The organism is Luteitalea sp. (genome assembly GCF_044337415.1).
Classification (GTDB): Bacteria; Acidobacteriota; Vicinamibacteria; order Vicinamibacterales; family Vicinamibacteraceae; genus Luteitalea.
This window is the reverse complement of the sequence record NZ_JBIINP010000108.1, coordinates 1-15,000: the sequence shown is the minus strand read 5'-3', so window position 1 is coordinate 15,000 and position 15,000 is coordinate 1. Positions and strand designations below refer to the sequence as shown.

The following is a 15,000-nucleotide window of genomic DNA, read 5'->3' as shown; positions in this document are numbered from 1 at the left end:
GCATCCGGACTCACCACGACCGGCTCTCGCCTGGCACGATCCGACCGTCGACGCCGACGGGTTCGAGTGGGTCAACGCCGACAGCACGTGGCGGTCCGCGCCTGTCGGGAGCCTGCTCGCGCGGCTCGTGGCCTATCCGCTGAACGCGCCGGGCGCGCTCACGGTCCTCGCCCACTATCCGGCCGCCTTGATCGCCGAGCACGACGCGCCGGCCCGACGTCCGCCTCTGGCGCTGGCAGCGGTCGACGCACACGCCCGCATCGGCTGGAAGCGCGAGGCCGACCCGGCCGACGGCGGACGGACGCTGGCGGCGTTCCCGTCGTATGCGGCGAGCTTCGGGACGTTCGGCCTCGTGGTGCCCTGGCTCGACGGCGCGCCGACGGGCGACGCGGCACGGGATGCGCGTGTCGTCCTCGACGCGATCCGCCATCGTCTCGCGTACACGGCGGTGTTCGGCCTGGCCGATGCACCGTGGCTGTCGATGGAGCTGACCGAACCGCAGGACTCCGCCGAACCGGGCCCGGACGCACGAGGTCCGGCGACCCTCGACCTGCGGACCAACGCCCCGACCGGCGCCATCGTCCGCGTGCTGCGGAACGGCAGTCCCTGGCGGGAGTTCTCCACCCGCGATACGCGCGTTCCGCTGCCTCCCGACGAAGGCCCGACGCTGTACCGCGCTGAGGTCTGGCACGTGCGCGCGGGGCGCTGGCCGGCCTTGCCGGTCGCCATCGGCGCGGTGCGCGGACACAACCTGGCCGACCTGGCCAGCCTGGCCACCGTGCAAGGGAGCGGGCCTGCGGACACGACCGCAGGCGCCATGCCGCTGGCCCTCCGCGGCTGGCACGGCGAGCACGACCCGAACTCACGCGTCGACGTCGACACGATAGACGCCGGCGTGGTCGTGGCGGCAGACCTCACGCTCGCTCCTGGCGCGCGCAGGAGCCAGTTCGCGGCGCTCGTCGGTGACCTGGCAGCCCCGCCGCCATCGGCGTCTGCGCTGGAGCTCGACGTCACGGCGTCCGGCCCCATGCGCCTGTCGGTGCAGGTGCGCGAGCCGAGGCCCGGAGAAGGGCTGCGCTGGCGCCACTCGGCGTACCTGGACGGCACCCGGCGGCGGGTGCGCCTGCCACTGGCGGACTTCCGACCCATCCGGCCCGCGACCGGGCGGCCGCCGCTGGACCGCCTGCATGCCCTGCTGCTGGTGATGGATACGGTGAACGCACGGCCAGGCGAGGCGCGCACGATCACCGTGCACGCGGCACGGTGGACCCGCGACCGCTAGAATGGCGGGAGCGCCCCGGTCCTTCCGCGCGTCCCACTGATGAACGGCGGCCTCAGGTCGCCTGCAGCCCGAAGCCCGCAGCCACCAACCGTATGGAAAAGATCATCGTCCACTCCCATTTCCACACCGGGCATCGGCAGCTCGGCTACCCCGGCAAGTGCAAATGGGTGCATGGCCACACGTGGCGCGGCACCGTGACCGTCTCGTGCGAAACGTTCCCGCGCGACGAGCTCGACATGGCGCTCGACTTCGGCGACCTGAAGGCCGTGATGCGCTTCCTCGACCACAAGATGCTCGTCACCGAGCAGGACGCCACGTTCCTGAACTCCGAGCTCTTCGAGCCCGAGGGTGTGGTGCTGCTGAAAGGCAAGGGCCCGAGCGTGGAGAACGTCGCGCTCTACGTGTGGGAGCACGTCGTCGCGCACATCCAGGACAAGTTCCCAGGGCATGGCATCACCTACACCGTCGAGGTGCTGATTCAGGAGACGGAGAACAACATCTTCGTCGTCGAGAAGACGGCCACCATCTAGGAGCAGAGGTAGGGCGCGGTGTCCCCACCGCGCCGCTGTGGATAGCGGCCGGGTGGGACACCCGGCCCTACCTCAGTACGCGAAGAATCGGATCGCGAACTGGCAGAACGCGGCGCCCACGAGCGTCATGGCCAGGCCCCACGTGAGCAGGCGGCGGAACAGCAGGGGCGTCTGCTCGCTGGCGGGCAGCGCCGCGATGCACAGGGCGCCGATCGTCGAGAGCGGCGACACGTCCACGAGGGCCGCACCGACGTTGATGCTGAGCGCGATCTGCAACGGGTCGCCTCCGCCCAGCTTCTCCACCAGCGACGGGATGGCCGGCAGGAACGTCGGGTAGACCACGCCCGACGTCGAGCTGTAGGTGGAGATCGCGCCGGTCACGAACGCGATCACGCCATTGACCGTGCCGGGCGTCGCGATGCGCGCCAGCGCCCCGCTGAAGAGGTCGAGGCCGCCGGTCCCCTCGAGCACGCCGATCAGCACGCTCACGCCGCACACCATCACGATCACGGCCCACGGCACCTGCTTCAACATCGCGCTGTCGTCGCAGGCGCGCAGGATCACGAGCACCGACGCCGCCGCGAACGCCGCGAGGCCGAGGTTCACCTTCAGCAGCACGACGGCCGCGACCCACACGGCGCCCACCAGCAGCGTCAGCCAGTGGCGAGGCGCGAGTGGCGCCACCGCGCCCACATCCACGCGCGTGCCGTCGCGCAGCAGGCGCGGCCCGCCGAACACGGCCCACGCCAGGCCCGCCGCCAGCAAGTGCGCGACGAAGTTGGCGGCAAACACCTGCCAGGCATGTCCCGGCAACCCGGCCTTGGCCATGCCCGCCGCGACGATGACGCCGACGGCGCTGAAGGGTGAGAGGTTGCCGGCATTGGCCCCGTTGCCGATCATCAGCGCCGCCAGCAGCGGCGACAGCCCCGCGTGGACGCCGGCGGCCATGCCCACCGGCGCCAGCAGCGCCGAGGCGGCGATCGCCCCGGGGCCCATGGCGCTCACCGTGCACGCCAGGCCGAACAGCATCGCGGGCAACCATCCGGCGCGCCCGCCGCAGAAGCGCAGCGCGCGCTGCGTGAGCGCGCCCATCGTCCCGTTGGCCTGCGTGATCCCGAACAGCAGGGTGACGCCGAGCAGCGTCACGAACAGCGACGCCGGGAACACGGCCATCAGCGCGTCGGGCTTCCACCCTGCGACGTAGACGGCGATCGGCCAGGCCAGCGCCACGGCGAGCACGCCGACGTTGAGCCGCGTGCCGAAACTGGCAGCCATCACCAGCACGAGCGCCAGGACCGACAGCGCCGCCGGGCTCATCGGCGGAGGTCCACGGCCGGCAGCAGGTGCTTCTGCACCTTGCCGAGGGCGGTGCGAGGCAGGGCGTCCACGCACACGAACGCGCGCGGCACCTTGAACGATGCCAGTTGGTCGCGGAGCGCCGCCTCGACGGCCGCAGCGTCGATGCCGTCGCCCACGAGGTAGGCGACCGGCACCTCGCCGCGCACAGGGTCGGCCACGCCGACCACGGCCGCTTCGCGCACGCCGGGCAGGGTCGTGAGCACTTCCTCGATCTCGCGCGGGTAGATGTTGAAGCCGCCGGCGATGATCAGGTCGCTGCGACGCCCCTGCAGCGTGATGTAGCCGTCGGGCGCGCGGGTCCCGAGGTCGCCGGTGCGGAACCAGCCCTCCACGAACGCGGCGGCCGTCGCGTCCGGGCGGTTCCAGTAGCCATCACACACGTTGGGCCCGCGCACCCACAGTTCGCCGGTCTCGCCGTCGGCGACTGCGGTGCCGGACTCGTCGAGAATCCGCACGGCCGTCATCGGCAATGGCAGCCCGACGGTACCCGCGCGGCGTTCGCCGACGAGCGGATTGCTGACGTTCATCAGCGTCTCGGTCATGCCGTAGCGCTCGAGGATCACGTGCCCGAAGCGCTCGGCGAAGGCCTCGAGCACCTGCGCCGGGAGAGGCGCCGACCCCGAGACGAACAGACGCATGCGCGCGCCGATGGCCCCGGCCCGATCCGGTGGCGTCTCGAGCAACCGCACGTACATGGTCGGCACGCCGAAGAACAGGGTGGGCGCGTAGTCCTCGAACCACCCCACGGCCTTGTCGTGCTCGAACCGCTCGACCAGGCGCATGTGACAGCCACTGACGAGCCAGCACTGCACGCCGTTGCCGAGTCCGTGCACGTGGAACAGCGGCAACGCGGCCAGGTAGCGGTCGGCAGCCGTGATCTCCCAGGTCGTGACCAGGGCCAGCGCGTTGGCGGCGAAATTGCCCTGGGTGAGGACCGCGCCCTTCGCGACGCCAGTCGTGCCCGACGTGTAGACGAGCGCGACGGGCGTGGAGGCATCGCTGCGTGTGGCCCGTCGATCGACGGGCGCGGCTGACGCCTCGGCCTCGAGCAGGTCCACGTCCCACGCCGGCACGCCCGGGAAGTCCGCGAGTCGATCAGCGGTCGTCACGACGGCGCGCGGCTGCGCGTCGCCGACGATGTGCCCGATCTCGCGGCCGCGATAGAGGACGTTGATGGGCACGAGGATGACGGCGAGCTTGACGGCCGCGATCCAAAGGTCGATGACGGCGGTGCGGTTCGGGAGGCAGAAGGCCAGCCGATCTCCCGCGACCACGCCGCGGGCGGCCAGCACGTGTGCCCACGCGTTGCTGCGCGCTTCCAGATCTCCGAACGTGAAGGTGCGGGACACGCCGGACGCGTCGGCGACCTCGAGGGCCGCTACGTCATGCCGGCCGACGAGGGACAGGTCATACAGGCTGAGCAGCGACATCGGGACCCGAACGATATCGCTCCGGGCTGGCCGGCGTCCATGCACCTGGCGGGAAGGCGGAGGGCGGGGCGTGCCCGCCCTCCGCGCACGATCACTTGATCTTGAGGCCGGACGACAGCATCTTCACGCGCTCGCCCAGGGCCGCGTCGGTGCCGCCGAGCGCCAGCATCTGGTCGTAGTGCGCTTGCATCTTCTGGACCTTGGCCTGGTCCTCGGGGCCGCACGGGCAGCCCTTCTTGAAGCCGCCGAAGTACGACCACGCGGCGCCCCATCGCGGCATCCACCACTTGGGCGCCAGTTCGCCGGCCTTCTCCAGCGACGGAATGGCCTTGTCGAACTCCTTCTTGTCCTTCAGCGCAAGTCCCAGCACCGCATAGCCCATCGGGTTGGCGTATCCCGTACTCGCCGTCGCCTTCGTCAACGTCTCGATGGTGCGATCGACCTGCTTGGACTCGTACAGCACGGCGCCGAGTTCCGTGAGGATCCCGGGATCGGCGCCGTCGAGCGCCGCGGCCTTCTCCATCGCCGCGAGCGCGCCCGGGACGTCCTTCTTCTGCTCGCGCAGGATCCGGCCCTGGCCGTAGTAGGCCTGCGACAGCTTCGGGTCGAGCCGCACCGCGTTGCCATAGGCCGTCAGCGCCGGGTCGTACTGCTTGTCCTGCTCGAGCAGGCGGCCGTGCAGGTACTGCGCCTGCGCGTTGTCGGGCAGCGCCGCCGCGGCAGCGGCCGCCGGCGCCTTCGCGTTCTCGAAGTCGTTCACGCGGACGAGGGAATCAGCCAGGCCGAGCAGCGCCTCCGGCTGGCGCGGGTCGATGGCGAGCACGGCGCGGTACTGCTGCGCGGCTTCCGGCAGCCGCCCCTGCTTCTGCTGGATCTTCGCCAGGGCGAGGAGCAGCACCTTGTCCTGCGGGTTGGCGGCCACGGCAGCGTAGAGGTCGCCGAGCGCCTTGGCTTCGTCGCCCGTGGCGAGGTAGGCGCGGCCGCGGACCGCATACAGCTCTTTCCGGCCGGGTTCGGCGTCGAGGGCGGCCGTCGCGGCGGCGATCGCGCCGGCGTGGTCACCCTTGGCCTCGAGCACCTGCGCGAGCTGCGCGCTGGTCGCAGGCCGCTTGGGCTCAAGCTCGAGCGCCTTCTTCAGGGGCGCCTCGGCGTCGGCCTGGCGGCCCGCCGCGATCAGGGCCTCCCCCAGCGCCGCGTGGACGGCGGCGTTGGTCGGCACCGCCTTGGCCGCCGCCTCGCAGGCCGCGACGGCCTCGGGGCTCTTCACCTTCACGAGCGACTGCGCGCGGATGACGTGCGCCTCGGCACGCGCCGGGTCGATGGCCAGGACCGCCGACGCCTGTTCGGCGGCGTCGGTGTACCGCCCCGCCTGGAAGTGCCCCGTGGCCAGGCCGAGGTGCGCCCGCGCCTTCTCGGCGCCCGTGAGCGCACCCAGGGCCAGTTGGTAGTTCATCATCGTGCAGTCCCAGTCCTTCTGGGATTCGCAGACCGTCCCCAGCTTGTAGGCCGCCTGCGCCTGCTTGGGATCGAGTTCGATGATGGCCTTCAGGTAGGCCTCGGCCTTGGGCAGGTCGTTGGCCGCGATGAACTTGTCGGCCTCCTCCATCAGCCGCGGGATGTCCTTCGGCTTGAGCTTCGACTTCTCCTGCGCCTGCATGGTGACAGGCAAACCTGTGAGCAGGACCACGGCGCACGCCGGGCCCCACGCGAACATGCGCATGGTGCACTCCTCTGCTGGATTGATGCCGGATTCTAGCAGAATCCGTCCGCGCGGTGACCCACGGGCGGTGACCACTGCATGTAGACTGCTGTGCATGGTCGATGCCGAACTGCTCGAGATTCTCGTGTGTCCCGAGGACAAGACGCCGGTGACCCTGGCCGATGCCGCAACCCTGGCGAGCCTGAACGCCCGCATCGCCGAGGGCGGGGTCAGGACCCGCGGCGGTGCGCCGGTCACCGAGGCCGTGACCGAGGGTCTGGTGCGCGCCGACGGCGCATACCTCTACCCCGTGCGCGAGGACATCCCCGTGATGCTCGTCGACGAGGCCATCGCGCTCTGATGGACCGGCGGCGCTTCGTTGCAGCCGCCGCGAGCCTGAGCGCCGCGGCAGCCACGCCCGCGGCCCTGGCCGCCACCGCGCAGGCCACGCTCGACGTCGGGTCGGCCGACCGCGCCACGTGGCTTGGCCGGGTGGACCGAGTCTTCCTGCCGGTCTTGCGCGCGCTGGCGCAGGGGCGCCTCCGCGCCACCATGCCCGTGGAGACCGTGCCCGGCGCGACGGGAAACGCGGCAGTGACGCACCTCGAGGCCGTCGGCCGCACGCTGATGGGCCTGGCGCCGTGGCTGGCGCTGCCGCCGTCGGCCGACGCGGAGGGCACACGGCGCGCCGCCGTCATCGCTCTCGTCCGCGACGGCCTCGACCAGGGCACGCGGCCCGGTGGCCCCGACCGCCTGAACTTCAACGAGGGCACGCAGCCGCTGGTCGATGCGGCGTTCCTCGCACAGGCCTTCCTCCGGGCGCCGTCGCTGTGGACGGCCCTCCCCGAGGCCACGCGCACGCGGCTCGTCGACGCCTTCCGCTCGACGCGCGTCATCCTGCCCTACTTCAACAACTGGCTGCTGTTTGCCGCCACCGTGGAGGCCTTCCTCAAGAAGGCCGGCGACCCGACGTGGGACCGCATGCGCGTCGACTACGCGCTGCGCCAGCACGAGCAGTGGTACAAGGGCGACGGTATCTACGGCGACGGCCCGCAGTTCCACTTCGACTACTACAACGCCTTCGTCATCCAGCCGATGCTGGTCGACGTCCTCGATGCGTGCGCCGACGACCGACCCGCGTGGCAGGCGATGCGTGAGCCCGTGCTGACGCGTGCGCGGCGCTTCGCCGCCATCCAGGAACGGTTCATCGCCCCCGACGGGTCGTACCCGCCGGTCGGGCGCTCGCTCGCCTACCGGTGCGGCGCCTTCCAGGGACTCGCCCAGTCGGCCCTGCGCCGCGACCTGCCGAAGGACGTGACGCCCGGACAGGCGCGTGCCGCGCTGTCGGCCGTCATCGCGCGCACGCTCGATGCACCCGGCACCTTCGACGCCAACGGCTGGCTCACGCTCGGGCTCTGCGGCCACCAGCCAAGCGTCGCCGAGACCTACATCTCGACCGGCAGCCTGTACCTGTGCTCGGCCGCATTCCTGCCGCTCGGGTTGCCGGCCAGCGACCCGTTCTGGTCGGAGCCGGCCCGCGCCTGGACCGCCAAGCGCGCCTTCGCCGGCGAGCCGATTCCGATCGACAAGGCCATTTAGCAATTCAGGGGGCTTCGCGGACATTCACAATTCAGAATGCAGCGCGGGGCGGACATCGCCACTGCCGGGCAGATCGTAGATGTTCCGGCCGCCCTGCATTCTGAATTACCAATGTCTGCGACGTGAGCCTGAATTACCTCTTCGCGCCCAGGCTCACCAGGTTGGCCACGATGCGGTACGCGCCGGGCACGCCGTCGGGCAGTTCGCGGAACCAGCTGTAGGCCGAGTACACGTAGTGCCCCTTGCCGAGGCGCGCGTACACGAGGCCGCCCTTCTGCTCCGTGTCCCACGGATCGTGGCTCTCGAGCAACGGCGTGTACTGCGGATCGAACGTCTGGAAGCCGTAGGCATTGCGCTCCTGCCGCCAGTTCCGGAAGTCCTCCAGCGTGATGCGGTTCGGCGTCGTGAACACCGGGTGCGTCGGCGCGAGGATCGTGACGGGCGCGTCCTCGTCGGTCACCCGCGACCCGATCTCGGCCGGGAATGGCGTGAGCTTCTTCTGGGTGTAGACCTCGTGCTGCTCCTGCACGATGAGCGTGCCTCCGGCGCGCACGTAGTCGAGCAGCCGGCCGTGGTTGGCCACGAAGTCCGGCCGCACTTCCGATGCCCGCACGCCGACCATGATCGTGTCGTACTTCGCGAGATCACCTGACGCGACGTCGTTGGGCGTGAGCAGCGTCACGGGCACGCCGAGCCGCTTCAGGCCGTCCGGCACCTCGTCGCCGGTGCCCATGATGTAGCCCACGGTGACCGGCGCGACGGTGACGTCCACCAGGCGGAGGTCGAACCGCGCGGGTTCGTACATGCGGTGCGTCTGGATGTGCGGGTGCGCGATCGTGCGCAGGCGCTGCTGGTACGTGCGCCCGCCGGCCATGGCCTTCGCCGTGAACACGTACGTCCCCTGCGCCACGCCCTTCGGCGGCGTCACGGCAAACGTCGTCGTGGCGCTCTGTCCAGCCTGCTCGATCGAGAACGCCGCCTTCGCCGGCGCCGAGGTCCAGCCCGCTGGCAGGTCGAGGGCCACTTCGCCCGCGATCGCGGTCGGCGCCTGGCTGTCGACGCGCACCACGACCTGGCGCGGGGCGCCCGTGGCCGACAGCGCGACGACATCGAGGCTCGGCGTGACCTGCACCGAGAGCGCGGGCACGACGTCGACGTTGCGTCGCAGTTCGCCGCGCACCGGATCGACGAGCCGGAACTGCACGGGCACGGTGACGTCGACGGTCGTGCCCGCCACGGTGAGGGTGGTGCGACCGCTGACCACTGGCGGCGCGAACGGCAGGTGGCGCGGCGCGTCGGCGGGCCAGGTGAACACGTCGCCCTTCGGCGCCGACTCGAGCCAGTACGGCTGCGTGATGCGCGCGTCGGCCGCTGCGGTCACGGCGAACGACGCCTGTGCGCTGGACTGCTCGCGCAGGAAGCGCGACATGAAGCCGCGGCCGGGAAACTGGGGCGCCTCGGCGAGGGGCGCCTGCGTCCATCCGGCCGGCAGGACGAGCGTCGGCGGTGCCACCGTCGCGGAAGGATCGGGTGCGGCGGGCACGAACGCACGGACGCTCACGCTGACCTGTCCACCGGGCGTGATCGTCTCGCTGGTGGCCAGCGCATCCACGTGGACGCCCGAGGCATGCACGAGCGCGTCCTCCCACTGGCGAATCTCCTGGTCGAGCAGGAAGGCCGCCTCTGCCCGGGCCGCCTCGGGCGCCTGGAGCGACGCCACCGCGGCGCGCGCCTCGCGTGCCGCCATGAGACCGCGCGCCAGTACCGGCAGGATCGCCGTCGGCTGGCGCACGTCGACACGCGCCAGCGCCTCGGTCGCCGAGGCCGCCATCACGCCGAGCGGCGCCGCCAGCGCCCCGTCGGGCAGGCCCGCGAGGCGTCCAAGGCCCGCGATGGAGGTGTCGATGCCATCGAACACCGACTGCTCCTTCTCCACGCGCGGCACCCACGACTCGACCAGCCGGAGACCCGTGGTCTGCGGACCGTGCAGCTGCGCGCCGCCCATCTCCTGCGTCTTGTGCTGCGAGCGCCCCTCGGCGGCGATCTGTGCGTACGTGCGCCCCAGCGCGGGGTCGTACACGCCGGTCTGGAGGGTCAGCGTCGGCGGATCCGGCTGGTTCGGGCCGAAGCGCATGCCCACGTACAGCTTCTTCACCTGCCACGGGCGCAGGCCCTCGGCGATCTGATCGGGGAACTGCGTCGGGTCCGCAGCCGCCTTCACCGCGATGGGCGTCAGCGCACCTGCGAGCTGGTGATTGCCGTGGCCATCGGCCGAGGTGCCCGAGAAGCGCGAGGCGACCACGAGCGGGCGATACGTGCGCAGGACGCGCACCATGTCGCCGAGCGGGACGTCGCGGCCGCCCCACTTCCGCTCGGTCTCCGGCATGTTCACCGTGTAGCCGAAGTCGACGACACGCGTGAAGAACTGCTCGCCGCCGTCGAGGGCGCGGGCCTGCAGCAGTTCCTCGGTGCGAATCACGCCGAGCGCCTCGTAGAACTCCGGGCCGAGCACGTTCTGGCCGCCCTCGCCGCGATTGAGCGAGAGGTACGCCACGCGCGCGTGGTCCCCTCGAGCCAGTCTGGCGATCAGCGCGCTGTCCTCATCGTCTGGATGCGCCCCCGTGTGCATGGCGCTCGCGGTGGTGGTGAGGCGCTGGAGTCGCTGGATGAGGCCAGACGCACCCTCGCTGTAGGGCGAGCGGACCTGGGCCTGCAGGGAGATGAGCGACAGGGCCGTCAAGAGCCCTGCCACGCCAACGCGTGTACGCATGCCGTGATGGTAATGGGAAATTCGCAATTCGAAATTCCTGGCGGCCCGGCCTTCGGCCTTCGCCGCGCGTCGGCTGGTGATGGCCCGCGCTCGGAGAGCTGGCCCTGCCGTACTGTTCCTGCCCGGCGCGTGGCCGCAGGCCCGCGCCCGAGAATGTCGAATTTCCAATCTCAAATTGCCACGATCACATCGGCGGCGGGCCCTCGGGCGACGTCGTCAGCGTCTGTCCGTCGACGCCGGCGTAGAACACCACGATCTTCGCCGGCGTGCGTCCGCGGTTGACGCCGTTGTGGAGTGTGCCCACGACTTCGGCAATCGTGTCGCCGGGCTTCATCCGCTTGACCCGGCCGTCCTTCAACTGCACGTCGAGCTCGCCCGAGAGCAGGTAGCCGAACGACGGCGCGTGATGCATGTGCCAGCCGGTCTGCTTGCCGGGCGCGATCTCCACGGTCATCCCCGTCACGCGCGGTGTGCCCTCGGGATAGCGATAGGGCGTACCGTCCCAACTCGTGGTGGTCGACAGCAGCGTCACGGCGTGCGTCGGCTTGGGCACGTCGGCGACGGCCACGGCCGCAACGCAGCAGGCGGCCAGCAGGAGGACGGAACGATGCATCCTGCGATGGTAATTTGAAATTCGAAAGTCGAAATTGTCGCGGCGCGGGCCGTTGGCCACGCGCCACCAGCGTCACGACGAGACGGAGGGTCCCTGTCCCGCCTTGGCCCTGCCAACCCTCGACCGGCAAGGCCGGAGGCCGGGCCGCCGGGAATTTCGAATGTCACATGTCGAATTGCGCGCGGAAGGTGCGCACGGCGCGCAGCACGACATCCTGCTCGATGAGGAACGCGTCGTGCCCGTGGGGCGACTCGAGCCAGCACAGCTCGCCTGCCGGCAGGTCGCGGCCCAGGGCGCGCATCTCGTCGGGCAGGTACAGGATGTCGGTGTCGATGCCGACGACGAGCGCCGGCTGGTGCAGGCGTGCCAGGGCGGCCTGCACGCCACCGCGCCCACGGCCGACGTCGTGCGAGTCGAGCACGTGCGTGAGGGTCACATAGGCTCGCGCGTCGAAGCGATCCACGAGCTTGTCGCCATGGCGATGCAGCCAGCGCGTGACGCCGGGCGCGCTGGCGTCGTGGCGGGCGGCGCCGAAGCGCGCCTCGAAGGCCTGGGCGCTCCGGTACGAGATCATCCCCATCATGCGCGCCGTGGCCAGCCCCTTCGCCGCGCGGCCGTGCGGCCACTCGGGGTCGGCGAAGATGGCCTGTCGCTGCACCTCCGCCAGGGCCACGGCCCAGGGCGCATGCACCGCAGGCGCGGCCAGCACGGCGATCGCCTCGACGAACTCCGGATACAGCAGCGCCCACTCGAGCGCCTGCATGCCGCCCATCGACCCGCCGATGACCAGGCGCAGCCGGCGCACGCCCAGCGCGTCGAGCAGTTGCCGCTGCACGTGCACGATGTCGCGCACCGTCACGGCCGGAGAATCGGGAGTCGCGCCGAAGACGGCGTCCCACTCGGGGGTGCCCGGCCCTGTCGTGCCGTAACAGCTCCCGAGGACGTTGCTGCAGACGATGAAGTCGCGCGCGGGATCGAGGGCGCCCTCGGGACCGATGAGCGCCCCCCACCAGTCGGCGACGTCGGACGACCCGGTCAGCGCGTGACAGACCAGCACCGCGTTGTCGCCGCCCGGCGCGAGGGTCCCCCACGTGTGGTACGCAACCGACACGCGCGGGAGGACCGCGCCGGACTCGACGGTGACGGGCGCCGGCAGCACGTGCTGCTGGCGCCCGCTGGCCACGCGCAGGCTCACGCTGGCGTCCTAGCCCTGCACCTTCGCGAACGCCTGGGCGAAATCGGCCTTGATGTCCTCGATGTGCTCGATGCCCACCGAGACGCGCACGAGGTCGGGCGTCACGCCGCTGGCGAGCTGCTCGGCTTCCGACAACTGCTGGTGCGTGGTCGTGTTCGGGTGGATGACCAGCGTCTTGGCGTCGCCGACGTTGGCCAGGTGGCTGGCCAGCTTCACCGAGTCGATGAAGGTACGGCCGGCATCACGCCCGCCCTTGATGCCGAACGACAGCATCGCGCCGAACCCGTGCGTCAGGTACTGCTTCGCGAGGGCGTGGCTCGGGTGCTCGGCCAGGCCCGGGTAGTTGACCCAGGCCACCTGCGGCTGCTGCTGCAGCCACGTGGCGAGTTCGAGCGCGTTATCGGCATGCCGCTGCACACGCAGCGACAGCGTCTCGAGCCCCTGCAGGAACAGGAACGAGTTGAACGGGCTCACCGACGGCCCGAAGTCGCGCAGGCCCTCGACGCGGGCGCGGATGATGAACGCGATGTTGCCGAACGGCCCGTTGACGCCGAAGGGCTCCGTGAACACGAGCCCGTGGTAGCCCGGCGCCGGGTCGGTGAACAGCGGGAACTTGCCCGACGCCCAGTCGAACTTGCCGGCGTCGACGATGACGCCCCCGATCGACGTGCCGTGGCCGCCGATCCACTTGGTGGCCGAGGCCACCACGATGTCAGCGCCGTGCTCGATCGGCCGGCAGATGTAGCCCGCGCAGCCGAACGTGTTGTCGACGATGAGCGGGATGCCGTTGTCGTGCGCCAGCTTGGCCAGGGCCGCGAAGTCCGGCACGTTGTACCGCGGGTTGCCGATCGACTCGACGTAGAGCGCCTTGGTCTTGTCGTCGATGGCCTTCGCGAAGGCCTCCACGCTGTCGCCGTCGACGAACTTCACGCCGATCCCGAGGCGCGGCAGCGCGACCTTGAACTGGTTGTACGTACCGCCGTAGAGGTAGCTGGTCGAGACGATGTTGTCGCCGGCCTGGGCGATCGTCGAGATGGCGAGGAACTGCGCCGCCTGTCCGCTGCTGGTCGCCAGCGCCGCGACGCCGCCCTCGAGCGCGGCCACCCGCTGCTCGAACACGTCCGTCGTCGGGTTCATGATGCGGGTGTAGATGTTGCCGAACTCCTGCAGCGCGAACAGGCGCGCGCCGTGGTCGGCGTCGTTGAACGTGTACGACGACGTCTGGTAGATCGGCACGGCGCGGGCGTTGGTCCCCGGGGCGGGTTGTTGGCCGGCGTGCACCTGCAGCGTCTCGAAGCGGTACTGGCTCATGGTCGTTCCTCGGGCGCGCCCTGGGGCGCGGCTTGGGCCGTCTGCAGGCGGGTGACCCGCCCTCGACGGGGCCGGGTCTGGAAAGCGACGGGAAGGCGGGGCCTACCCGGACGCTCCGGCCCGGTCCTGTGCCGGCATGGCACTACAGGAGACGCGGGCTGCGCAGCGCATGTCCCCAGTATCTGGAGGCGGCGGAGGCTCAGCAAGGCACCCGCGCGTCATAGCCGCCAGCGCGTGCGTACGCGCCGCGCCCGGACGCCTGGAGACGACACGGTCAAGCTCGAGCGTCAGATATCATCGGGTATCCCTCGACGATCGGAGCGCGCCGCGTGTCCACACCCATGAAGGCGATTGCCGTCCGCCCGGGCCAGGCCCGGTCGCTGCACCTCACCACACTTCCCCGTCCCTCGCTCGACGACGTCCCCGGCGGTCGCGGCGTCCTGGTGCGCGTCCTGCGGGTCGGGCTCGACGGCACGGACAAGGAGATCGACGCGGCCGAGTACGGGACCGCGCCGCCAGGCAGCGACGTGCTGGTGGTCGGCCACGAGAGCTTCGGCGTCGTGGAGGCGGTCGGCGCGGCGGTCACGGAGCTGGCGCCCGGAGACTTCGTCGTCGCGACCGTGCGGCGGCGGGGAACGAGTCCGTACGACCAGATCGGTGCGTACGACATGACCACCGACGAGACCTACTTCGAGCGCGGCATCAGCCTGCGGCACGGGTTCCTCACCGAGTACTACGTCGACGATCCCGAGTACATCGTGCGGGTGCCCGGTGGCCTGCGCGAGGTCGGCGTGCTGCTCGAGCCGGTGAGCGTGGTCGAGAAGGGCCTGGCGCAGGCGTGGGAGGTGCAGCGGCGCCTGAGGATCTGGCAGCCGAGACGCGCGGCCGTGTACGGCGCCGGCACGATCGGCCTGCTGGCCACCCTGCTGCTGCGGCTGCGCGGACTCGAGGTGACCACGTTCGGGCTGGCGCAGGAGCGGCACCTCAATTCGGACCTCGTCGAGGCGCTGGGCGCGACCTACGCCTCCACCCGCGACGTCCCCGTGCGCGAGACCGGCGAGCGGTTCGGCCCGTTCGACATCGCCTTCGAGTGCACCGGCGCGGCGGCGGTGGCCTTCGACGCGATGCTGGCGCTGGCCAAGAACGGGGTGCTCGTGCTGTCGAGCATCACGGGCGGCCACGAGACCCTGCAGGTCCCTGCCGCGCAGATCA

Annotated in this window: 11 protein-coding genes and 1 pseudogene; 5 read left to right on the top strand and 7 right to left on the bottom strand. The window is 71.0% G+C overall.

Going from position 1 to position 15,000, the window contains the following annotated elements; translation table 11 throughout:
* Positions 1–1,282, top strand: a pseudogene (locus ACIRDX_RS14840) (hypothetical protein); the annotation flags it as partial.
* Positions 1,283–1,374: 92 nt separating this feature from the next.
* The gene (locus ACIRDX_RS14835) at positions 1,375–1,812 is read left to right on the top strand and encodes a 6-pyruvoyl trahydropterin synthase family protein (protein ID WP_396626216.1); all 438 of its coding nucleotides are present in this window, start codon (positions 1,375–1,377) and stop codon (positions 1,810–1,812) included.
* Between the two features lie 72 nt (positions 1,813–1,884).
* On the opposite strand, the gene ACIRDX_RS14830 is transcribed toward ACIRDX_RS14835, so the two are convergent.
* From ACIRDX_RS14830 to ACIRDX_RS14820, 3 genes are all read right to left on the bottom strand, one after another.
* Positions 1,885–3,129, bottom strand: coding sequence for an SLC13 family permease (locus ACIRDX_RS14830; RefSeq protein WP_396626215.1), 1,245 nt, complete (start codon positions 3,127–3,129; stop codon positions 1,885–1,887).
* Positions 3,126–4,601: a class I adenylate-forming enzyme family protein gene (locus tag ACIRDX_RS14825; RefSeq protein ID WP_396626214.1), complete on the bottom strand. Its 1,476-nt coding sequence runs from the start codon at positions 4,599–4,601 to the stop codon at positions 3,126–3,128. The genes ACIRDX_RS14830 and ACIRDX_RS14825 overlap by 4 nt, the downstream gene beginning before the upstream one ends.
* A 91-nt stretch (positions 4,602–4,692) precedes the next feature.
* On the bottom strand, positions 4,693–6,321 hold the full coding sequence (locus tag ACIRDX_RS14820; RefSeq protein ID WP_396626213.1) for a tetratricopeptide repeat protein: 1,629 nt from the start codon (positions 6,319–6,321) through the stop codon (positions 4,693–4,695).
* A 94-nt stretch (positions 6,322–6,415) separates the two neighbouring features.
* On the opposite strand from ACIRDX_RS14820, the gene ACIRDX_RS14815 reads away from it, so the two are divergent.
* Both ACIRDX_RS14815 and ACIRDX_RS14810 read left to right on the top strand, forming a co-directional pair.
* Complete coding sequence (locus ACIRDX_RS14815) at positions 6,416–6,661, top strand: Trm112 family protein (RefSeq protein ID WP_396626212.1); 246 nt, start codon at positions 6,416–6,418, stop codon at positions 6,659–6,661.
* Positions 6,661–7,899, top strand: a complete 1,239-nt coding sequence (locus tag ACIRDX_RS14810; protein ID WP_396626211.1) for a DUF2264 domain-containing protein — start codon at positions 6,661–6,663, stop codon at positions 7,897–7,899. Before ACIRDX_RS14815 ends, ACIRDX_RS14810 begins: the two co-directional genes overlap by 1 nt.
* A gap of 133 nt (positions 7,900–8,032) precedes the next feature.
* Here ACIRDX_RS14810 and ACIRDX_RS14805 read toward each other — a convergent pair whose 3' ends face one another.
* From ACIRDX_RS14805 to ACIRDX_RS14790, 4 genes are all read right to left on the bottom strand, one after another.
* Entirely contained in the window at positions 8,033–10,669 is a 2,637-nt protein-coding gene (locus ACIRDX_RS14805; RefSeq protein WP_396626210.1) for a PIG-L family deacetylase, read from the bottom strand.
* A 184-nt stretch (positions 10,670–10,853) separates the two neighbouring features.
* Positions 10,854–11,282, bottom strand: coding sequence for a cupin domain-containing protein (locus ACIRDX_RS14800; protein WP_396626209.1), 429 nt, complete (start codon positions 11,280–11,282; stop codon positions 10,854–10,856).
* A 163-nt stretch (positions 11,283–11,445) separates the two neighbouring features.
* Positions 11,446–12,477 carry a homoserine O-acetyltransferase gene (gene metX / locus ACIRDX_RS14795; RefSeq protein ID WP_396626208.1) on the bottom strand — a complete coding sequence of 344 codons (1,032 nt, stop codon included), beginning with the start codon at positions 12,475–12,477 and terminating at the stop codon, positions 11,446–11,448.
* A 9-nt stretch (positions 12,478–12,486) separates the two neighbouring features.
* The gene (locus tag ACIRDX_RS14790; protein ID WP_396626207.1) at positions 12,487–13,788 is read right to left on the bottom strand and encodes an O-acetylhomoserine aminocarboxypropyltransferase/cysteine synthase family protein; all 1,302 of its coding nucleotides are present in this window, start codon (positions 13,786–13,788) and stop codon (positions 12,487–12,489) included.
* 329 nt (positions 13,789–14,117) lie between these two features.
* Between ACIRDX_RS14790 and ACIRDX_RS14785 the strand changes: the two genes are divergently transcribed.
* On the top strand, positions 14,118–15,000 hold an 883-nt coding region (locus ACIRDX_RS14785; RefSeq protein ID WP_396626206.1), incomplete at its 3' end, for an alcohol dehydrogenase catalytic domain-containing protein.